This is a genomic window from Kibdelosporangium persicum, from assembly GCF_013280595.1.
GTDB lineage: Bacteria > Actinomycetota > Actinomycetes > Mycobacteriales > Pseudonocardiaceae > Kibdelosporangium > Kibdelosporangium persicum.
The window spans coordinates 178,419-198,831 of sequence record NZ_JAAATY010000012.1 but is presented as its reverse complement, the minus strand read 5'-3'; the positions used below and the strand labels follow the sequence as shown (position 1 = coordinate 198,831).

At 67.6% G+C, this 20,413-nt stretch carries 17 protein-coding genes; 13 read left to right on the top strand and 4 right to left on the bottom strand.

Features of this window, described 5'->3' with window-relative positions:
* Position 1 precedes the first annotated feature (1 nt).
* Positions 2–901, top strand: a complete 900-nt coding sequence (locus tag GC106_RS22590) for a DMT family transporter (RefSeq protein WP_173134089.1) — start codon at positions 2–4, stop codon at positions 899–901.
* A 61-nt stretch (positions 902–962) separates the two neighbouring features.
* On the opposite strand, the gene GC106_RS22585 is transcribed toward GC106_RS22590, so the two are convergent.
* Positions 963–1,286: a nuclear transport factor 2 family protein gene (locus tag GC106_RS22585; protein WP_173134087.1), complete on the bottom strand. Its 324-nt coding sequence runs from the start codon at positions 1,284–1,286 to the stop codon at positions 963–965.
* 158 nt (positions 1,287–1,444) lie between these two features.
* On the opposite strand from GC106_RS22585, the gene GC106_RS22580 reads away from it, so the two are divergent.
* The 4 genes from GC106_RS22580 to GC106_RS22565 are packed head-to-tail and all read left to right on the top strand — an operon-like array spanning position 1,445 to position 4,065.
* Entirely contained in the window at positions 1,445–1,867 is a 423-nt protein-coding gene (locus tag GC106_RS22580) for a nuclear transport factor 2 family protein (RefSeq protein WP_173134085.1), read from the top strand.
* Between the two features lie 10 nt (positions 1,868–1,877).
* Positions 1,878–2,243 carry a nuclear transport factor 2 family protein gene (locus GC106_RS22575; RefSeq protein WP_173134083.1) on the top strand — a complete coding sequence of 122 codons (366 nt, stop codon included), beginning with the start codon at positions 1,878–1,880 and terminating at the stop codon, positions 2,241–2,243.
* Positions 2,240–3,688 carry a GMC family oxidoreductase gene (locus GC106_RS49390; protein ID WP_173134081.1) on the top strand — a complete coding sequence of 483 codons (1,449 nt, stop codon included), beginning with the start codon at positions 2,240–2,242 and terminating at the stop codon, positions 3,686–3,688. Before GC106_RS22575 ends, GC106_RS49390 begins: the two co-directional genes overlap by 4 nt.
* Positions 3,688–4,065: a VOC family protein gene (locus GC106_RS22565; RefSeq protein ID WP_173134079.1), complete on the top strand. Its 378-nt coding sequence runs from the start codon at positions 3,688–3,690 to the stop codon at positions 4,063–4,065. The genes GC106_RS49390 and GC106_RS22565 overlap by 1 nt, the downstream gene beginning before the upstream one ends.
* Positions 4,066–4,296: 231 nt before the next feature.
* On the opposite strand, the gene GC106_RS22560 is transcribed toward GC106_RS22565, so the two are convergent.
* Positions 4,297–5,955, bottom strand: a complete 1,659-nt coding sequence (locus GC106_RS22560) for an NAD(P)/FAD-dependent oxidoreductase (RefSeq protein WP_173134077.1) — start codon at positions 5,953–5,955, stop codon at positions 4,297–4,299.
* A gap of 278 nt (positions 5,956–6,233) precedes the next feature.
* Here GC106_RS22560 and GC106_RS22555 point away from each other — a divergent pair, with 278 nt between their 5' ends.
* From GC106_RS22555 to GC106_RS22515, 8 genes are read left to right on the top strand one after another with little or no spacing between them, the layout of a single operon-like run.
* On the top strand, positions 6,234–7,058 hold the full coding sequence (locus tag GC106_RS22555) for a type 1 glutamine amidotransferase domain-containing protein (protein WP_173134075.1): 825 nt from the start codon (positions 6,234–6,236) through the stop codon (positions 7,056–7,058).
* 4 nt (positions 7,059–7,062) lie between these two features.
* Positions 7,063–8,655 carry a thiamine pyrophosphate-binding protein gene (locus GC106_RS22550; protein WP_173134072.1) on the top strand — a complete coding sequence of 531 codons (1,593 nt, stop codon included), beginning with the start codon at positions 7,063–7,065 and terminating at the stop codon, positions 8,653–8,655.
* Positions 8,652–11,159: a DJ-1/PfpI family protein gene (locus GC106_RS22540; protein WP_246366579.1), complete on the top strand. Its 2,508-nt coding sequence runs from the start codon at positions 8,652–8,654 to the stop codon at positions 11,157–11,159. Before GC106_RS22550 ends, GC106_RS22540 begins: the two co-directional genes overlap by 4 nt.
* 5 nt (positions 11,160–11,164) lie before the next feature.
* Positions 11,165–13,219: a glycogen debranching protein GlgX gene (gene glgX, locus GC106_RS22535; protein WP_173134069.1), complete on the top strand. Its 2,055-nt coding sequence runs from the start codon at positions 11,165–11,167 to the stop codon at positions 13,217–13,219.
* Positions 13,216–13,530: an anti-sigma factor antagonist gene (locus GC106_RS22530; protein ID WP_173134066.1), complete on the top strand. Its 315-nt coding sequence runs from the start codon at positions 13,216–13,218 to the stop codon at positions 13,528–13,530. The genes glgX and GC106_RS22530 overlap by 4 nt, the downstream gene beginning before the upstream one ends.
* Positions 13,527–14,012 carry an ATP-binding protein gene (locus GC106_RS22525; protein ID WP_173134063.1) on the top strand — a complete coding sequence of 162 codons (486 nt, stop codon included), beginning with the start codon at positions 13,527–13,529 and terminating at the stop codon, positions 14,010–14,012. Before GC106_RS22530 ends, GC106_RS22525 begins: the two co-directional genes overlap by 4 nt.
* Positions 13,963–15,156, top strand: coding sequence for a PP2C family protein-serine/threonine phosphatase (locus GC106_RS22520; protein ID WP_173134060.1), 1,194 nt, complete (start codon positions 13,963–13,965; stop codon positions 15,154–15,156). The genes GC106_RS22525 and GC106_RS22520 overlap by 50 nt, the downstream gene beginning before the upstream one ends.
* Before the next feature lie 26 nt (positions 15,157–15,182).
* Entirely contained in the window at positions 15,183–16,349 is a 1,167-nt protein-coding gene (locus GC106_RS22515; RefSeq protein WP_173134057.1) for an FAD-dependent monooxygenase, read from the top strand.
* Here the strand turns inward: GC106_RS22515 and GC106_RS22510 are convergent.
* Both GC106_RS22510 and GC106_RS22505 read right to left on the bottom strand, forming a co-directional pair.
* A complete protein-coding gene (locus GC106_RS22510; RefSeq protein WP_173134054.1) occupies positions 16,331–19,309 on the bottom strand; it encodes a type I polyketide synthase in 2,979 nt (992 codons plus the stop codon). The two genes, GC106_RS22515 and GC106_RS22510, sit on opposite strands and share 19 nt — an antisense overlap.
* Before the next feature lie 236 nt (positions 19,310–19,545).
* Positions 19,546–20,379, bottom strand: coding sequence for a helix-turn-helix transcriptional regulator (locus GC106_RS22505; protein ID WP_246366575.1), 834 nt, complete (start codon positions 20,377–20,379; stop codon positions 19,546–19,548).
* Positions 20,380–20,413: the final 34 nt, after the last annotated feature.

Genomic DNA, 20,413 nt, shown 5'->3' with positions numbered 1-20,413 from the left:
CATGGTGCTGTTCCTGCTGCTCGGGCTGATCTGGGGCGGTAGCCACACGTTCATCACCATCTCGTTGACCGGGCTGACCCCGAGCCAGCTCGTGCTGGCACGTCTGGTGCTCGGTGCCGTGGTGTTGCTGGCGATCGTGCGGCTGCGCGGGATCAGGCTGCCCGCGTTCGGCCGAGTGTGGGGGCACATCGCCATGGCGGCGGTGCTCGGCCTGGTGGCACCGTTCCTGCTCCTGGCTTGGGGCCAGCAGCACACGAGCGCGGGAATGGCCGGTGTGCTCATCGGCGCGATGCCGTTGATCACCTTGGCGTTCGCCACCACGACGCTACCCGGGGAGCGGGCGACCTGGCGGAAGACCACCGGTCTGCTCATCGGGTTCGCCGGTGTGGTTCTGGTCGTCTCGCCGTGGGGGAGCGCGCCGGGTTCGCTCGGCGGGCAACTGGCCGTCCTCGGTGCGGCCGCATGCTATGCCGCGCAAGCGGTCTACGTCTGCAAGGTACTGTCCGGTCTGGACATCGTTCCCCTCGCCCTTGCGGCCGCACAGGTGTTGGCGGCAGCCGCCCTGCAGGCTGCCGTCACACCTGTGTTCGAATGGCGCGAGCCCACGTTCACCTGGCCGGTCCTCGTGAGCATCCTGCTGCTCGGGGCCGTGGCCACGGGGGCGGGGTATGTGCTGTACTTCCGGCTGATCCGGGATTTCGGCGCCACCACGGCGTCCGCGGTGAACTACCTGGTGCCGGTCGCCGCGGTGGTGATCGGGGTGATCACCCTTTCGGAATCCATCACCTGGAGCATGGCTGCCGGTGCCGTCATCGTCCTGCTGGGCCTCGCTGTCGCCGAGAACAGACTTGGCGCGGTCCCCTCCGAGGCCCGGCGCGCGGGGAAGGTGACGGCCCGGTAGCCGCCTCGCGGACGGTCCGGGGGAACGGCAGTCTCCCCCCGTTCCCCTGGACCGTCCGGTGTCAGGCGGCGAAACCGGCGGTCTGCCGCCAGATCTTGCCGTCGCGCAGGACCAGCGTGCCGAACGCGTCCCGCGGCTGTCCGTTGAGTTTCATGGTGGCTCGGTAGAAGATCGTGTCACCGCCCTCGGCGTACGAGGTCAGTTCGACCACTTCCGGATTGGTGGTCAGGTAGCCGCGCATCATCTCCCTGACCTCGTCGATGCCCTGCGCCACAAGGTCGAACCGGACCAGGGTCGCGTCGGGCGCGTAGTTGTCCAGCAGCGCGTCCAGGTCACCGCGCACGATGGAGTCGATCTGCCGCTGGAAGACCGGGTGGAGTCGCATGGTGTGTCCCCTCCGCTGGAATCGGTGTCGCTTCCGACAGTAGACAACCGTTTCCGGCCGGTGCGGCACCGATCGGACGTAGTGCGCCCCGGAACGTTGACCCGCACGGGGAAATGGCCGATGTTGGAGTGGTGACCCGGTAGTACGAGGGAGTTGTCGTGATCACCGAAGAGTCGATCAGGAAACTGGTGGACGACTGGTACCGTGCACTGGACCGGCATGACGAGTTCGATGCCGTGAAGCACATGGTCGTCGACGACGGGCTGGAAATGCGCTTCCCCGAGACGACCGCGCGCGGGCACGCCGGTTTCGGCGAGTGGTACCGCGCGGTGACACACCGGTTCTTCGACGAGACGCACACGGTCACCGCCGTGACCACCGACATCGACGGCGACGAGGCGACCGTGCGGGTCCAGGTGAACTGGCAGGCAACGGTGTGGAACGCACCGCATCCGCAGAGCGCGTGGCTCGGCTTCGACGCCGACCAGACGTGGGTCGTCGTCGCGGGGCGACAAGGCCCGCGGATCAAGACCTACATCGTCAACGACCTTGTCCCGATGTCCGGCTCCGCCGCGTTGTGAGGGAGCAGCCGTGAACACCCGTGACGTGCTGACGAAGTACTACGAATACGCCAACGCGGGCGACTGGAACAGCTGGTGCGACTTGTTCACCGAGCGAATGGTGATGGACGAGCAACTCGCCGGCCGGGTCGAAGGACGCGACCAGCTGCGTTCCATGATGGACGGATTCGGCGACATGTACTCGTCGTTCCGGAATGTGCCACGGCGGGTCCTCGTGGAAGGTGCCGAAGGCGTTGTGGTCTCGCACATTTCGGCGCTGAGCACGCGGGGCGATCGCATCGAGGCGGACGTGATGAACTACTTCCGTGTCGAGGACGGCCGGATCGCCTACATGAGCAACGTGCACGACACGGTTCCGTTCAAGGTGCTGTCGTGACCGAGTACGACTACATCGTCGTCGGGGCAGGCGCGGCGGGTTGCGTGCTGGCAAACCGGCTTTCCGCGGACGGTGCCGGCGTTCTGCTGGTGGAGGCGGGCGGCAGCGACCTGCCGGAGCAGGTGTCCGATCCGGCGGCGTGGCTCGGGTTGATGGGCGGGCCGATCGACTGGGGATACCGCAGTGTCCCGCAGCCCGGCCTGTCCAGCAGGTCCACAGTGGAGCCCCGTGGCCGGGCTGTCGGCGGCACGAGCAATCTGTACGCCATGATGCACGTCCGGGGCCACCCCTCGGACTTCGACAACTGGGCGTACCAGGGCGCGGCCGGGTGGTCGTACCAGGACGTGCTGCCGTACTTCGAAGGGCTGTCGGAACCGGCCACCCACGCCGGCTCCTTGGGCAACCCGGCTTCACGGGCGTTCATCGACGCCTGCGTGGAACTCGGCTACCAGGAACTGGAGAGCTTCAACTCGGGCTCGATGATGGGCGCGGGCTGGCACCAGTTGGACATCGCCGGGGGACGACGGGACAGTGCCCGAACCAAGTACCTGGAGCCCGTGCTCGAACGGCCCGGGTTGACCGTGCTGAGCGGCGTCCGGGTGACTCGGTTGCTGGTCGACGGCCACACGTGCACTGGTGTCGAGTACGGAACGTCTCGTGCCTACGCGCGTGGCGAGGTCATCCTGGCCGCTGGGGCCATCGAATCGCCGAAGCTGCTGATGCTGTCGGGCATCGGGCATCCGGGCGAGCTGGCCGAGTTCGACATCCCCGTTTCGGTGCCGCTGCCGGGCGTCGGCAAGAACTTCCACAACCACGTGCTGACGGGCGTGATGACCGAGGGGTGCTCGGACGTCCCGCCGCCGGCTCTCAACTTCTCCGAGAGCGCGTTGTTCACCGCTTCGGATACGCGCTCGCAGGCGCCGGACATCCAGCTCGCGTTCGTGCATGCCCCGTTCTACCCTTCGCCGAATCACCCCAACTCGGTCAGCGTGCTGCCCGGCGTGGTCCGGCCCATGTCACGCGGCTGGGTCCGGTTGGCGAGCGCCGACCCGTTCGCCCATCCTGTCGTGCACCCGAACTATCTCGGTGACCACGCCGACGTCGAGCGCTTGGTGCATGCGGTGCGTCTCGCCCGTGCCCTCGTGTCCACCCGCGCTTTCTCCGACTGGAACAAGCAGGAACTCGCGCCTGGCGGCAGCGTTCACGGCGACCGTGCGCTGGAGACCTTCGTACGTCGCAACGCCGACAGCTACCACCACCACGCCGGCTCGTGCCGTATGGGCATCGACGACCTGTCCGTGGTCGATCCTTCGTTGCGGGTGCACGGTGTTTCCGGGCTACGGGTGGCCGACGCGAGCGTGATGCCCGCTTTGCCGTCGTGCAACCCGCACACGACCGTCCTGATGATCGCGGCCCGCGCGGCCGCTTTGCTGAAGGACTCGTGATGCGCTGGTCCCACGTGGCCCTGAACTGCCTGGACGTCGCCCGGACCGAGGAGTTCTACCGGCAGTTCGGGTTCTCCCGGGTGGCGGTGTTCGGCGACATCGTGTTCCTCGGCAACGGGTCCGTCCACTTGGAACTCTTCCCCGCCCCGGGCTACCCGGTCGCGGGTTCGGGGGACGGCCCGACGACCCCCGGCGTCGTGCGGCACCTGGCATTCCAGGTCGACGACGTGGACGCGGTGGTCGCCGGCCTCGACGCCGAGATCACCCTGGGCCCACTGACCTTCGACGAGTTCGTCCCCGGCTGGCGCACCGTCTGGGTCCGCGACCCCGACGGCGTCATCGTCGAGGTCAGCCAAGGTTTCCCCAAGCCCGCCTGACCTCTCCCCGGCGTGTCCACCACACCAGCACCCCGAGATACCCGTTCCGGCACCCCGAGATACCCGTTGCGGCACCCGGCCATGCCCGGGGTGCGCTGATGGGGAATTTCATGGTGCCGCAACGGTGGACACGGGGTGCCGTAACGGTGGACACGGGGTGCCGGAGTGGTGGACACGGGGTGCCGGAGTGGTGGACACGGGGTGCCGGAGTGGTGGACACGGGGTGGAGGGTCAGGTTTCGGCGCGGTACTGGTGGATCAGGGCCGCGGCCATCGCGCCTTCGCCGACGCCGGAGGCGATGCGTTTGACGGAGTTCGCTCGGGCGTCCCCGGCCGCGAACACGCCGGGGACGCTTGTCTCCAGCGGGAAGGGGTAGCGCTGGATGTCCCAGCCCTCGGGCATCATGCCGCCGGGGTGGATGTCCGGGCCGGTCAGCAGGAAACCGTTGGAGTCGCGCATCACCACGCCGTCGAGCCACTGTGTCCGGGGTGTCGCGCCGATGAACGTGAACAGGAACTCCGCGGGTTCCGTGGTGAACTGGTCAGTCAGCACGTTGTGCAGCGTGATGCACTCCAGGCGGTCGGTTCCCTCGGCCGCCACCAGCCGGGTGTTCACGCGGACGCGGATGTTCGGACAGCGGTCGATCTCGTTGATCAGGTACTGGGACATGCTGCGTTGCAGGCTGTCCGCGCGGACCAGCATCGTCACGCGGGAGGCGTGCTGGGCGAAGTACAGCGCGGCCTGTCCAGCCGAGTTCGCGCCGCCGACGATCCAGACGTGCTGGTCCACGCAGGACGTGGTTTCCGCCGCCGTCGCGCCGTAGTAGATCCCGGCGCCTTCGAACTGGGACGCGCCGTGGGCGTCGAGCCGGCGATACGACAGACCTGTTGACAGCAGTACGCATCCGGCGCTGACCTCGCGGCCATCGGACAGCGTGAGCATCCGCGCCCGCCCGGCGCGTCGTAAGGACACCGCGGCGACAGGGGAGAGGATGTCGGTGCCGAACTTGCGAGCCTGGGCCACCGCACGGCGGGTCAGTTCGGCGCCGCTCACGCCTGCCGGGAAACCGAGGTAGTTCTCGATCCTGCTGGACGTCCCGGCTTGGCCGCCCGGCACGTACGCGTCCAGCAACAGGGTGGACAGTCCTTCGGAGGAGCTGTACACCGCGGTCGCGAGCCCGGTCGGGCCGCCGCCGACGATCGCGACGTCGTAGTGCGGGCGGGAGGCCGTGATCGTCAGGCCGAGTGCGTCCACCAGCTCTTCGAAGGTCGGTTGCGTCAGCATCGTGCCGTCCGGCATCAGCACGACCGGCAGCTCGCCGGGCTTGATGCCGTCCAGTTCCGGCAGGTCGATCCGGTCCACGTCCATGAACCGGAACGGCTGTTGCAGGCGCGTGAGGAAGTCGCGGACCCGGTGTGTCGACGGTGCGAAGCGGTGGCCCGCGATGCGGATTCCGCCGTACGGCGGCTGATACGAGGCCTGCCAGTCCGATAACAGGTCGTCGACCACAGGGTAGAGCCGCTCCTCCGGCGGCTCCCATGGCTTGACCAGGTAGTGGTGCAGGCGGACACGGTTGATGGCGTCGATGGCCACCGCGGTGTCCGCGTACGCGGTCAGCAACACTCTGCGTGCCAACGGAAAACGTTCCAGTGACTGATCGAGGAACTGGATCCCGGTCATCTCCGGCATCCGCTGGTCGACCAGCAACAGCGCCGGTTCCTCACCACGGTCACGCAGTTTGTCCAGGATCCGCAGCCCTTCGGCCGCGGAGGTGGAGGCGAGTACCCGGTAACGGTCCTGATAGGCCCGGCTGAGGTCGCGACGGATGGCCCGCAACACGTGCGGATCGTCGTCCACCGCCAGCATGGTGGGCCGGTGGGATTCGGGCATGAATGTCTCCGTTGCCTTGGCACGGTTGTCCGCGGGAGTGCGGCACCCCCGATTGTGCTTCGGTGAACGGCGACACTGTCGGCCGACGTGACGTAGTGCCATGGTGATCTCGTGCGTTGTCGCGGATTACCGCGGGCACTTGACGGAGTACCGCTTTCACCGCGCGTCATGTGCCGGTGACTTGTCGGAGTAAGCCCACGTCGGATCGTTTTCCTTGTTTCCCAGCCGGTGGCCGGGTTGACTCGGCGGCGAGCGTCGGTCGATGGCTGGAGACGGCGATGACGAAGAAAATACTCTTCATTCTTTCGGAATACGGATACTGGGGCGAAGAGTTACTGGGTCCGCTGGTCGCCTGCGACGAATGGGGTTATCAGTCGGTCTTCGCGACTCCCACCGGCAAACGGCCGCGGGCACTGCCGCCGAGCCTCGATCCCGGCTACGTCGATCCGCCCCTCGGCCGCACGGTCACCGCGCCCGAGATCGCCGTCGCCGCCCGCCGTCTCGACGAGTCGGTACGGCTGGACCACCCGGTGTCGCTGGCCGAATGGCTGCCCGACCGGCCGTACCAGAGCGATCCGGAGTACTTGCGGGCGTTGGAGGCGTACCACCGCGAACTGACCAAAGTGGACGACGACATCGCCGGTTACGACGCGCTGGTGATCGTCGGCGGCAGTGGCCCGATCGTGGATCTCGCCAACAACGGCCGGGTGCACGACCTGGTGCTCGCGTTCGTCCGCGCGGACAAGCCGATCGTGGCGGAGTGTTACGGCGTCGCCTGCCTGGCGTTCGCGCGGGACTGGGACGACCGGCGCAGCATCCTGGCTGGCAAGCACGTCACCGGACATCCCAAGGAGTACGACTACAAGGACGGCACCGGCTTTCTCGGGACCGATTTCGTGATCGGCCCACCGCCCTATCCGCTGGAATACGTCCTGCGGGACGCGACCGCGCCGGGTGGTTGTTTCCACGGCAATGTCGGCCGGGAGACCTCGGTTCTCGTCGATTATCCGTTCGTCACCGCGCGGTCCACTCCGGACTCGTTCCTCGCCGGTCAGAAACTGGTCCAGGTCCTCGAATCCGGACTTCGCAGGTACGGCTGGTGACCCCGTGGCGAAAAGGCCGGGAAATGTCGCGATCTTCGAGCAGTTCACCGCCGACGGAATAACCCGCATGTTCGGCAATCCGGGCACGGTCGAGCAGGGCATGCTCGACGCGCTCGGAGACGTGCGCGGCTTCGAGTACGTGCTCGCCTTGCACGAAAGCGTCGCTGTGGCGATGGCCGACGGCTACGCCCGCGCCACCGCACGGCCAGCTTTGGTGCAACTGCACTCCTCAGTGGGTCTCGGGAACGCGGTCGGCATGTTGTACCAGGCGAAGCGCGGACATTCGCCGTTGCTCGTGATCGCGGGCGACGCCGGGGTCCGGTACGACAACATGGACGGCCAGATGGCCGCGGATCTCGTGGCGATGGCCGCTCCGGTGACCAAGCACGCCACCCGTGTCACGCATCCGGGCTCGCTGTTGCGGGTCCTGCGCCGGGCGGTCAAGGTCGCGATGACGCCCCCGCGAGGACCGGTGTTCGTCGCGCTGCCCATGGACGTCCTCGACGCGATGTGCGACGAACCCGCTGTGCCGAGCACCATCCCGGTGACCACGGCAGCGCCCGACGTCGACCATGTGGTCCGCCTGCTCAGAACGGCACGGCAGCCGATCATCCTGATGGGTGACGGAGTGGCGGTGTCCGGAGCACAGGAAGAACTGACCCGTGTGGCCGAGTCGCTGGCCGCGCCGGTGTGGGGCGTGGACTGCTCGGAAGTCAACATGGACGCCACGCACCCGCTGTACCGGGGTCAGCTCGGCCACATGTTCGGCCACGTCAGCGCGAGCGTCGTCGGCACCGCGGACGTGGTGCTGATCGTCGGCACGGCGGTGTTCCCCGAGGTGTTCCCTTACCTGACAACTCCTTTCCGGGCAGGCGCCACAGTCGTCCAGATCGACCTGGACACCCACGAGATCGCCAAGAACTTCCCGGTGGACGCCGCGGTCGCCGCCGACCCCAAGGCGACTCTCGCCGCGATCGCGGCGGCACTGGGCGGCCGCACCCGGTACGAGTGGAGCTGGCGGCGTCCGGAACCCAACCCGGACGACCTGATGGAAGTCTTCGCCGCCGAACTCGCGGGCCAGGCCAACGACCGGCTGGTGGTCTTCGACGAGGCGCTGACCGCTTCGCCTGCCCTGGTGCGGCACCTGCCGCCGCGCAGGCCGGGCGGCTACTTCCTGACCAGGGGCGGTTCGCTCGGCGTCGGCATTCCCGGCGCGATCGGCGTGCAACTGGCACGTCCGGGCGCCGACGTGGTCGCGTTCACCGGTGACGGCGGCAGCATGTACACGATCCAGGCCCTGTGGACCGCGGCGCGGTACGCCGTCCCCGCCAAGTTCGTCATCTGCGACAACCACCGCTACGAACTGCTTGACCGCAACATCGAACAGTACTGGCGCGAACGCGGCATCGCTTCGCACCGCCACCCGGCGTCGTTCGACCTGTCCCACCCGGAGATCGGGTTCGCCGAACTGGCCCGGTCGCTCGGCGTGGACGCGATCCGGGTGGAGAAACCGAGCCAGGTGCCCGCCGCGGTGCGGCGGATGCTGGCGAGTTCCGGTCCGTTCCTGATCGACCTGGTGACGGGAGATCCACCATGATCGACCCTGTGCAGGGCCGGTTGAGCGGCAGGCGTATCGCGATCCTGCTGGAGAGCGGCTACGTCGAGGCCGAACTGGCGTACTTCGAGCGCCGCTTCGCCGAGGAGGGCGCGCGGGTGGACTTCCTGTCGCGCCTGTGGGGACAGCGTTCGCTCACGTTCACCGGCCAGGACTCGCATTCTCTGTTCACAGTGGACGGAGACGTGGAAGCCGTCGGCGACGAGCAGCTGGCCGGATACGACGCGGTGATCGTGCCGTCCGGCACGGTCGCCGACCGGTTGCGCTACACCGAGGACGTCGACGAACTCGCGCCGGCCGTTCAGCTGCTGCGCAGGGCGTTCGGGATGCGTTCGGTGCTGAAGGCCATCATCTGCCACGGCATGTGGCTGGTCTCGCCGATCCCGGAGGCCGTTCGTGGCCGCCGGGTGACGTGCCACAACAACATGGTCAGCGACATCCGCAACATGGGTGCGCACTACGCCGATCAGGACGTGGTCGTCGACGACGATCTCGTGACGGCACGCAGCACCGATCACTGCCACCTGTTCGCCCGGACCCTGATCGACCTCATCGCCGCCCGCGGCGAGGAACGCCCCTATCGCGCCGCAGTACGAACAGCGCCAGTACGAACAGCGCCCGTCGAAACACCGGTTGTCGAAACAGTGGCTGCCGAACCAGTGGCGCCTGCCGTACGGCACGGCTTCACGTTCTCCGACCTGGTCGCGGGTTACGTCACGGCCTACCACCCGGACCGCAAGCTGGTCGACCTGCGCACGAGTGACGGCCGCGCGGTCCGGATCACGCTGACGTCGACCACATCGGCCGAGTTCCTCCGCAACCTGGGCGATCCGTACCTGGACGCCACCGCCCACCTGACCGGATTGCTTACGTCAGGCCGTCTGCTCTTCGCGTACGGCATCCACTACCCGGACCAGGGCGGGTTCGAGGCGAAGCGGATCGTCTTCGTGGGCCGGACGGCGGGGGAGTACGCGGCCGAGGAACCGGACTGGTGGGTGCGCCAGATCGGCGAACTCGCCCGGTTCTACCGGCGCGCGCAGTTCGGTGACAGCACGCCGGTGGACTACACCGACTACCGCACCATGCTGCGGCTCGGCGGCGACAAGAGCGACCACCACGTGCAGGAGACGGACACGATCTCGCGGCTGGTCTACGGGATGGCTTCGTCCTACCTGTTGACCGGCAACGAGGACCACCTCGACGTGGCCGAGCGTGGTACCGAGTACCTGCGTGCCCACATGCGGTTCGTCGACCGGGACAACGATGTCGTGTACTGGTACCACGGCATCGATGTCCGTGGCTGCCAGGAGAAGAAGCTCTTCACGTCCGAGTTCGGCGACGACTACGACGCGATCCCGATCTACGAGCAGATCTTCGGGCTGGTCGGGCCGGTCCAGACCTTCCGGGTGACCGGCGATCCGCGCATCGCCGACGACATCGACGCCACGGTCCGGTTGTTCCACCGTTTCTTCCGTGACCGGGAGAACGGCGGGTTCTTCTCGCACATCGACCCGATCCTGCTCAGCCCGGACCACGAGTCGCTCGGCCCCAACCGGGCCCGCAAGAACTGGCACTCGCTCGGCGAGCACGCTCCGGCGTACCTGATCAACCTGTTGCTGGCCACCGGCGACCAGCGGCACGCGGACATGCTCGAGGAATGCTTCGACCTGGTGACGAAGCACTTCCCGGACGAGACCAACCCGTTCGTGCGAGAACGGTTCCACGGTGACTGGACGCCCGACACCACGTGGGGCTGGCAACAGGACCGGGCGGTGGTCGGTCACAACCTGAAGATCGCCTGGAACCTGATGCGGATGAACGCGATCCGGCCCAAACAGTCCTATCGCGAGTTCGCCGAGCGGCTCGGCCGGGCCATGCCCGCGCTCGGCGCCGACCGGCAGCGGCTCGGCTGGTACGACGTGGTCGAACGAGCTCTGGCCGAAGGCCAGGACACGCACAGGTTCGTCTGGCACGACCGCAAGGCGTGGTGGCAGCAGGAACAGGCGATCCTCGCGTACCTCATCCTGGCCGCGAATACCGGGGACGAGGAGTTCCTGCGGCAGGCACGGGAATCGGCGGCGTTCTACAACGCCTTCTTCCTCGACCACGACGAGGGCGGCGTCTACTTCAACGTGCTGGCGGCGGGAACGCCGTACCTGCTGGGCAATGAGCGCCTCAAAGGCAGTCACTCGATGAGCATGTACCACTCGGCCGAGCTGTGCTATCTGGCCACTGTGTATGGTCGGCTGCTGCTTCGCGGCGAGCCGTTGACGTTGCATTTCCGCCCCCGGACCGACGGATTCCGGGACCGGGTGCTGCGAGTGGCGCCGGACGCCCTGCCGGCCGGGCGGGTCCGGCTGGACACAGTGGAGCTCGACGGCCGCCCGTACGCGGCGTTCGACCCCGGCGAGATGACCGTGAAGCTGCCGGACTCCACCGAGGACCTGTACGTGCGGGTCCGGCTCGCGCCGACCGACGGAGGCTGAGCCGGATGACCAGCACTTTCCTGGACGCCGGCGTGACGGTCAGGACTGGGCGGACTCTGCCGTTCGGCGCCACTGTGGTGCCCGGTGGTGTGAACTTCTCGGTGTACTCCACCGGGGTGACCGCGATGACGCTGGTGTTGTTCCGGCGTGGCGAGCGGGAACCGTGGCTCGAACTGCCCTTCCCGGACTGCTACCGGATGGGCGGCGTGTTCGCCATGACGGTGTCCGGGGTGGACATCGACGACCTGGAGTACGGCTACCGCGCCGACGGCCCGTGGGATCCCGCCGACGGGCACCGGTTCGACCCGGGCATCATCCTGTCCGACCCGTACGCGAAGTCGATCGGCGGCCTGGAGACGTGGGGCGCCGAGCGCCTCGGCACCGACCGCTACCCGTACCGGTCCCGGGTGGTGCGTGACGACTTCGACTGGGAAGGTGATCGTCCACTCGGGATTCCCCGTGCCGACCTGGTCATCTACGAACTGCACGTCCGGGGGTTCACCCGGCACCCGTCGTCCGGCGTCGGCGCGCCGGGCACGTACGCGGGCCTGATCGAGAAGATCCCGTACCTGAAGTCGCTCGGCGTGAACTGCGTCGAGCTCATGCCGGTGTTCGAGTTCGACGAGAACGCCACCGACCGGTTCGATCCCGCCACCGGCGGCAAGCTGGTCAACTACTGGGGATACAACACCATCGGGTTCTTCGCGCCCAAGGCGTCCTACGCCACGGCTGATCCGGTGCGCGAGCTGAAGAACGTGGTGAAGCACCTGCACCGGGCCGGTATCGAGGTCGTGCTGGACGTGGTGGTCAACCACACCGCGGAGGGCAACGAACTCGGCCCCACCATCTCGTTTCGTGGGCTGGACAACCGTACGTACTACATGCTCGACCCATCCGGTGGCTACCACAACTTCAGCGGCACCGGGAACACCCTGAACTGCAACAACCCGGTCGTCCGCGGGTTCGTGCTGGACTGCCTGCGGTACTGGGCCGCCGAGTTCCACATCGACGGGTTCCGGTTCGACCTCGCCGCGATCCTCGGCCGGGCACCGGACGGCACCCCTCTGCCCAACCCGCCGCTGCTGGAATCGCTGGCGCACGACCCGGTTCTGCGTGACTGCAAACTGATCGCCGAGGCCTGGGACGCGGGCGGGCTGTACCAGGTAGGCAGCTTCCCGAACTACTGCCGGTGGTCGGAGTGGAACGGGCACTACCGAGATACCGTGCGGCGGTTCATCAAGGGAGACATGGGCGTCACCGGCGAGCTGGCGACGAGATTCGTCGGTTCGCCGGACCTGTACGGCTCGCGCGGACCGGCCGCGTCGGTGAACTTCGTCACCGCCCACGACGGTTTCACGCTCAGAGACCTCGTGTCCTACAACGAAAAGCACAACGAGGCCAACGGCGAGGGCAACAGGGACGGCGACAACGCCAACCACTCCTGGAACTGCGGGCACGAAGGCCCGACCGACGATCCGGCGGTGCTGCGGCTGCGGGACCGGCAGGTCCGTAACGCGCTGTTGCTGTTGTTGACCAGCCAAGGCGTGCCGATGCTCCTTTCCGGTGACGAGATCGGCCGCACCCAACACGGGAACAACAACGCCTACTGTCACGACGAACTGTCCTGGTTGGACTGGAACCTGACGGAGTCCCAGGGTCAACTGGTACGTTTCGTACGCAATGCCATAGCGTTACGTCGAGCTCACCCGGTGTTGCGCGGTCGTTCGCACCTGTGGGGTGACGGCGAGTTCCCGGAAGTCAGCTGGCATGGGGTGCGGGCGTGGAGCCCGGACTGGTCGGCGCACTCCCGGCTGCTCGCCGTGATGCTGCACAGGGACCGCGACTGCGTCTACGTCGCCGCCAATTCCTACTGGGAACCACAGGAACTGGAGCTGCCCGCCGCGCCGCACGGCATGGTGTGGCACCGGTTCGCCGACACGTCGGCGGACGCGCCGGACGACATCTGCGAGCCGGGAAGCGAACCACGGCTCGACGACCAGGCCACGGTCCCGGTCGGAGCCCGATCAGTGCTGGTACTGACGGCTGGAGGAACACGATGAGTTTTCAGGCGAAGGTTCGCTCCCAGGACGGCGTGGTCACCTTCCGGCTGGCGGGTGAGCTGGATTCCCGTTCCGCGCCACGGTTCCACGAGATGATCACCCAGGCGGTGGTGCCTGCCGCGCGCAAGCTCGTGCTGCAGATGGACGAACTGTCCTACATGTCCTCGGCAGGGCTGCGTTGCCTGGTCTACGCCCACCAGCGCGCCGGCAACGGCGTGGACATCGAACTGGTCGGCACCCAGCCCGAAGTGGCCGAGACCATCCGGCTGACCGGCTTCGACCGCAGTCTGATCATGCGGGCGCACCGATGAGGACCACCGACCGGTTCCGGCTGACGGGTGACTACGGCATGGCCCTGGTGGTCGCCGACCTCGTGACCACCGTCGCCGGGATGGGGCGGCTGTCGAAACGCCAGGCCTACCGGCTGCGGCTGGCCGCTGACGAGATCACCACGAACATCACGTGCCATGGTTACTGTGGGGAGAAGGGCGTTGTGGACATCGAGGGCGGTGTCGGCGACGACTGGGTCTGGCTGCACATCGAGGACGAGGCGCCGCCGTTCGACCCGACTCATCACTGCCGGGTCACCGTCCCCGACGCGGTCCAGGAAGGCGGGTACGGCCTGTTTCTGGCCGTGACCGGCATCGACCACTTCGCGTACGACTACTCCGGCGGCCGCAACCGCAACACGTTGCTGGTGCGGCGGCTTCCCGCGCACGAGGACACCCTGGACGGAGGAACCGATGACGAGTGCCACCGCGCTGCTGGTCGCCGAACCGGCAGCGTGCACTGACGAACTGGACCGGGCCCTTCGCGACGACGGTTTCGAAGTCAGCCACGCCGACATCGACGGCGTCGAGAGCCAGGCCGCGGATCTCGTGCTGGTGTCGGCGTCGTTCGGACTGCACCGGATCGCCCTGCTCAGCCAGCGGCTCGCCGGCCCGGAGGACTCACCGACCGTCGTGGTCTTCCCGGGCGAGGATCTGGAGGAACTCCAGGCGTGCGTGCGCGGCGGCTTCGACTATGTGGTTCCGCCGTTCCTGCCCGCGCTGCTGCGAACCAGGCTCACCTCTTGCCGTGAACGCGGCAGGTTGACCAGAGCGGTCGAGGAAATGGCCGCGGTGGCCAGCTTACGGGAGTACGAACGGGATCTGAGCATCGCCCGTGAGATCCAGTCGGGTTTCCTGCCCGACGAACTGCCGTGCCCGCCGGGCTGGGAACTCGCGGCCCGGTTCCGTCCGGCCAAACAGGTCGCCGGCGACTTCTACGACGGATTCGACCTGGCGGACGGCAGGCGCCTCGGCCTGGTCGTGGCGGACGTCTGCGACAAGGGCATCGGAGCGGCACTGTTCATGGCGCTGATCCGGACGCTCGTGCGGCATACCGCGCAGCACACCGGAACCGGTGATCCCGCCTGCGACATCGGCGTCGAGCCACTGCGCCAAGCGGTGTGCGGAACCAACCGGTACCTGGCCCGCAACCACTTGCGGCAGGGCTATTTCGCCACGCTGTTCTTCGGCGTGCTGGACCCGGACACCGGAATGTTGTTCTACATCAACGGCGGCCACAACCCGCCTGTGCTCGCGCGCGCCGCGGGCGGCCGTTTCCTGCTGGAGCCCACGGGTCCCGCGGTCGGGATGATGCCCGACAGCGAGTTCGCCATCGGCCAGACCCGCCTGCTGCCCGGCGACCAGCTGTTCGTCTACACCGACGGCGTGGTCGAAGCGCGGGACAACGGCGGCGGCCAGTTCGGCACGGAACGGATGCTCGACCTCATCGGCAGGCCCGCCTCGTGCGCGGACGTGCTGCTCGACCGTGTGGACGAGCGGCTCCGCAGGCACGTCGGCTCCGCCGAACAGTCCGACGACATCACGATGTTGGCGCTGCGGCGGCAGGTACGCGGGCGACCGACAGGACGAAGAGAGGCACAGGGTTGACGATCGAGGGTAGCCGGGTCGGGATCGTGGGGGGCAGTATCGCGGGGTGTGCCGCGGCCATCGCCTTACGGCGTGCCGGTTGCGACGTCACCGTCTACGAACGCACCAGCAGTGAACTCGAGGATCGCGGGCTGGGGATCGGGATTCCCGTTCCGGTGCACGAGCAGGTCGTCGACGCCGGATACGTCGACGCCGTCATGCCTGTGTACCGGTGCAGGGAACGGCAGTGCCTGATCCTCGACCCGGACGAGCCGGACAGCCAGCGGGTGATCTACCGGCACACGTTCGACGCGGTGGTCAACAACTGGGGTCTGCTGTGGCGCAACCTCCGTGATCGCGTTCGCGATGAGGACTACCACCAGTCGTTGGCCGTGCGTCACGTCATTGGCGAGCCCGATGGCGGGACGGTCGTGACCGACGAAGGAAGCGAACGGTTCGACGTCGTCGTCGGCGCTGACGGCTACCGCTCGCTGACCCGTCCCCTGATCGACCCCGAGGCCACCCCGAAGTACGCGGGCTACGTGCTGTGGCGCGGGACGTATCCGGAGTCCTCATTGGACGGACCGGTTCCGGCCGCACTGGAGGAGCGGCTGGTGTGGGTCGGGATGCCGCGGGGGCACGGCGTCTTCTATCTCATTCCCGATCACGAGCCCGGCCGCCGCCGGGTGAACTGGGGCGTGTACGGCTATGTCCCCACGATGTCCGCGTTCGACGCGCCGCCTTTGCTGCCACCGGGTTCGGTCAGCGACGAGCTGTTCGAAGTGCTGGACCAGTCGCTGGCCGATGTCCCGCCCTTGTTCGCTGAGCTCGTCCGTTCGACACCGAGAGCGGAGCTGTCGCTGCATCCGGTGTACGACACGACCATCCGCTCGTACACGGCGGGTCGTGTTCTCGTGATCGGCGACGCGGCGACCATCACCCGGCCGCACAGTGGAGCGGGTGCGACCAAGGCTTTGCAGGATGCCATTGCCCTGGAACGGGTGTGCCGCGAGAGCGACACGTGGGAGCAGGCGCTGACCGCGTACGACCGGGCACGGCGGCCGGCGGGCAACGAGATCGTGGAACTCGGCCGGAGGCTGGGCCGGGCCCAGGTCGAACAGCCGTCGAACTGGGCCCGGATGACCTTGGCGACATTCCAGGAGAACCTGTTCTCCGGGACCTTCACCATCAAGCACTACGAGGCCGGACCGTAGCCGGTCCGGTGCGCCCGGGTGGCGAGGTCGTTGAGCGAGTGGTTGGACAGGAAGTCGCGGATCGGGATGTGCAGGTCCAGTTCCTGCTGCATCCTGGTCCGCAGCTTCGCCGCGAGCAGCGAGTCCAATCCGGAGAACGTCAGCGGCACCGTCGGGTCGATCATGTCGGGTGACATCGCGAGCACCTCGGCGAGCCGCAACTTGATCTGCCGGGTGATCACGTCGACGTCGACGGCCCGCCCCTCCTGCCGGTGCAGTCCCGCGGCCGGCGCCGATGTGGTGCTGTCCGGCTCATCCGACGGATTCACCCAGTACCGCTCGCGCTGCCAGGGATACCTCGGCAGAGGCACGTAACGGCCGCCCGGCGTGACGCGCTCCCAGTCGGGAACGTATCCGTGGGTGTACATCGACGCGAGACTGCTCAGCAGCGACACCATTTCGGGTGAGTTGCGGTGCAACGACGGCAACGCCTCGGCATTGGCTCCGGCGATGTCGATACTGTCCTCGACCGAGTTCGTCAGCACGGGGTGCGGGCTCACCTCGATGAAGACCGTACGCTGCTGCTGATCGGCGAGAACGGCCTGGATCGCCGAGGCGAACCGCACCGGCTGGCGGAGGTTCGCCACCCAGTACTCCGTGTCGAGCTCGGTTCCCTCGACCAGGCGATCCACCACGGTCGAGTAGATCGGCACCTCAGCGGCACGGGGACGCAGGCCGGCCAGGTGCGCACGCATGGCAGGCAGCATCGGGTCGACCGCGGCCGAGTGCGACGCGAAGCCGATACTGACCTGCCGGCAGAAGACTCCGCGCTGGCGCAACGGTTCGACGACCTTGGCCAGTGCGGCGGCGTCCCCCGAGAGGACAGTCAGGTACGCGCTGTTGAGGACACCGACGCTGATCGAGTCACCGTGTTCCCGGATCAGCTCCAGGGCCTGGGCTTCGTTCAGGCCAACCGCCCACATCTCGCCGTTGCCCGCACACTCTCGCATCAACCTGCTCCGCCTGCACACGGCCATGGCCGCGTCGCGGACGGACAGGGCTCCGGCGGCGGTGGCCGCCGCGAACTCACCCATGCTGTGGCCGACGATCAAGTCGGGTTCGATTCCCCAGTCCCGCCACATCGCCGCCAACCCGACCTGGATCGCCCACAGCGCGGGCTGAACCTCGTCGATAGCGGACAGTGGCGTGCCCTCGCGCAGCCGCTCGACCAGCGACCAGCCCAGCTCCTGGGCGATGCCCTGGTCGCACTCGGCGATCCGTTCGGCGAACACCGGGCTTTCGGCCAGCAGTTCACGGCCCATACCGGTCCACTGCGAACCGTGACCGGGGAACACGAACACGACCCGGGGCCGCTCGGCCGTCCTGTTCGCACTGCCGACGGGGAACAGCGCGCGCCCGCCGGACCCGAACTCCCGCAACTCGTCGATGAGCGACTGCCGGTCGGCCGCTGCGACAGCCAGCCGTACGTTGTGCTGGGTCCGGCGGACACCCGCGCTGAAGCACACGTCCACGGGGTCCTCGGCGGTCTCCAGTGTTTCCGCGTACGCCGTGGCCAGCTGCCGCAACGCCGTCGGGTTCTTCGCCGACAGCGGCATCAGCAACGCCTCTGTACCGCTGGGCTTCCGTCGTGGCGTGGCCACAGTGGGCGGTGCCTCGGTCAGCACCATGTGGGCGCTTGTGCCGAACATGCCGAGCGACGTCACACCGGCGATACCCGGACGTTCCCGGTCCGGCCACACCTCGCGGGCCGTGGCCAGCTTGATGGGCGAGTCCTCGCGGTCGAACACGGCACTGGGCTCACACACGTGCAGAGTCCGTGGGATCACCCGGTTGCGCAACGCCAGCACGGCCTTCAACAAGCCGGTCAGACCGGCGGCGATCGCGGTGTGCCCGATGTTCGACTTCGCCGAGCCGACCAGACACGGTTGCTCAGGTGACCGGCCCTCTCGCAGGAAGTTGCTCAACGCGGAGAGTTCCGTCATGTCGCCTTCCGGCGTGCCGGTCCCGTGCGCCTCGACGTAGTCCACCTGGCCAGGACTGACACCGGCCGCCCGGTAGGCGACGTCGAACGTGTCCTGCAAGCCGGTGACCGCCAGGTCGGTCAACGACTGGGTCTGCGTGCCGTTGCTCCCGACACCACTGCCCAGAATCGTGGCGTAGATCTGGTCGCCGTCCTCGACAGCCCGGGAAAGCCGTTTGAGGATGACCGTGACCGCCCCCTCGGCCGGGACGAACCCGTCGGCGTTCCGGTCGCCGAACCGTGACCGCAGGGTCGGCGACAGCAGGCCGGCGTCCGCTCCGCTGAGCTCCAGATTCCGGCACAGCAGCAGGTTCGCGCTGCTGACGATGGCCATTTCGATCTCGTCCGCCTGGATGGCCTGGCAGGCGACGTGCACTGCGACGAGCGAGCTCGCGCAGGAAGCTTCCATCCCCAGAGCGGGCCCGCGCAGGTTGAGCAGGTGCGCGATGCGGCCCGCGGCTACCGAGTAGCGTGACGCACCGAGCAAGGCGTGGATGTCGTGCACGCCGGCGGTGCTGAGCATGTTCCAGTACTGCGAAGCGAAACAGCTGGTGTAGGCGCCGGTTCGGCTCGCCGACAGCTGGTCGGTGGTGAGCCCGGCGTCCTCGACGGCCTCCCAGACCGTCTCCAGGAGTACGCGCTGCTGTGGATCGAGGCGGACCGCCTCGTACGGCGACATTTCGAAGAAGGGCGCGTCGAACTTGTCGATCCAGTCGAGGTAGCCCCCTTGCGCGTCGGGCGGAATCACGTGCATGGCGTCCGAGTCGGATTTCGAGAGCTCGACCGCCTGGCGCTCCGGTGACATCGTCGTGACCGCGTCACGACCGGCGTTGAGTAAGTCCCAGTACGCGTCCACGGTAGGAGCACCTGGTAATCGGCAGGCGGCGCCGATAATGGCCACCGGCTCGCGCCGGGTATCCGATCCCGACAAGTTTGACATGGCAACCCTTCCCCACCTTTGTCCGTATGAAACCAGTACTCCGGCTGCGCCCCCTCGATGCTTCGCAGCGTCCCTTGTATGTGAACCGTGTTATCTGATAAATCCATGTTACGGCGATTTCGCGACCCCAGGTTCGCCAACTGAACCGTGTCACTGACAATTGCGCAGAACGTTAGTTCGGTCAACAATGAACTAACGGAATCCCCATGGCGGCTCACTGGCTGGGACCAAGATCATCAGAACGTCGGGTCCTGTGGCTGGGCGGGCATGTGGAACACCACAAGGCAGGGAGCGAATTCGACACCCTGCACGGTGACCGCGCGGAACGCCCTGGGGCCCAGTTCGGGGTGGTGCAACGTACGCACTCTGCTGCGCAGTTCTCGAACCCCGTGCCCGTCCCACATCCTGCCGAAGTCCTCGTCCTGCCGGCGCAGATCGTCGACCAGGGTCGCCAGTTTGCCGTCGCCCGACCAGGGGGCGCTCAGCGCCCGCCAGCGCGCCAGGACGTCGGCGACGTCGTTTTCCCAGTCGCCGATGCGGCAACGGCCGTCCGGCGAGAAGAGCCAGCGCAACATGTTGCGCCGGTCCGGGGGCAGCAGGCCGAAGTCGGTATACCATTCCGCCGCCGCGCGATTCCACGCCAGGACATCGCAGTAATGGTCGAGTCCATAGACCGGATACGGCATATCATCGGATGATCTGACCAGTCGATTGACCAGTTCCTCGGCGGAGACATCGCCTTGCAGCGGTTGTGATCCGGCAGTCCGTCCGGTCGCCAGTTTGTGGATGTACCGCCGCTCGTCCTCGGTCAGGCCGAGAACCCGCGCCAGACTGTCGAGCACCTCGGGTGACGGATGGATGTCGCGGCCCTGCTCGAGGTACGTGTACCAGGTGGGGCTCAGCCCGGCGAGCACGGCGACCTCCTCGCGGCGCAGACCGGCGATCCGGCGGCGGGGACCCGCGGGCAGCCCGACCTCGGCTGGGGTGATCCGTTCCCGCCGGCTGCGCAGAAACCCTGCGAGTTCGCGTCGGTTGACGCTGTCGTCTTCGGCCGTCACCGCGGTGGCCAATCGGCTAGCGCGGCGAGTGTCGCCGCCGCACAGC

Excerpts from the sequence above, each read along its gene's own strand:
- GC106_RS22590 (WP_173134089.1), top strand. The coding sequence starts at position 2 with ATGGTGCTGTTCCTGCTGCTCGGGCTGATCTGGGGCGGTAGCCACACG.
- GC106_RS22585 (WP_173134087.1), bottom strand. The coding sequence starts at position 1,286 with ATGCGACTCCACCCGGTCTTCCAGCGGCAGATCGACTCCATCGTGCGC.
- GC106_RS22565 (WP_173134079.1), top strand. The coding sequence starts at position 3,688 with ATGCGCTGGTCCCACGTGGCCCTGAACTGCCTGGACGTCGCCCGGACC.
- GC106_RS22560 (WP_173134077.1), bottom strand. The coding sequence starts at position 5,955 with ATGCCCGAATCCCACCGGCCCACCATGCTGGCGGTGGACGACGATCCG.
- GC106_RS22555 (WP_173134075.1), top strand. The coding sequence starts at position 6,234 with ATGACGAAGAAAATACTCTTCATTCTTTCGGAATACGGATACTGGGGC.
- GC106_RS22540 (WP_246366579.1), top strand. The coding sequence starts at position 8,652 with ATGATCGACCCTGTGCAGGGCCGGTTGAGCGGCAGGCGTATCGCGATC.
- glgX (WP_173134069.1), top strand. The coding sequence starts at position 11,165 with ATGACCAGCACTTTCCTGGACGCCGGCGTGACGGTCAGGACTGGGCGG.
- GC106_RS22530 (WP_173134066.1), top strand. The coding sequence starts at position 13,216 with ATGAGTTTTCAGGCGAAGGTTCGCTCCCAGGACGGCGTGGTCACCTTC.
- GC106_RS22525 (WP_173134063.1), top strand. The coding sequence starts at position 13,527 with ATGAGGACCACCGACCGGTTCCGGCTGACGGGTGACTACGGCATGGCC.
- GC106_RS22520 (WP_173134060.1), top strand. The coding sequence starts at position 13,963 with ATGACGAGTGCCACCGCGCTGCTGGTCGCCGAACCGGCAGCGTGCACT.
- GC106_RS22510 (WP_173134054.1), bottom strand. The coding sequence starts at position 19,309 with ATGTCAAACTTGTCGGGATCGGATACCCGGCGCGAGCCGGTGGCCATT.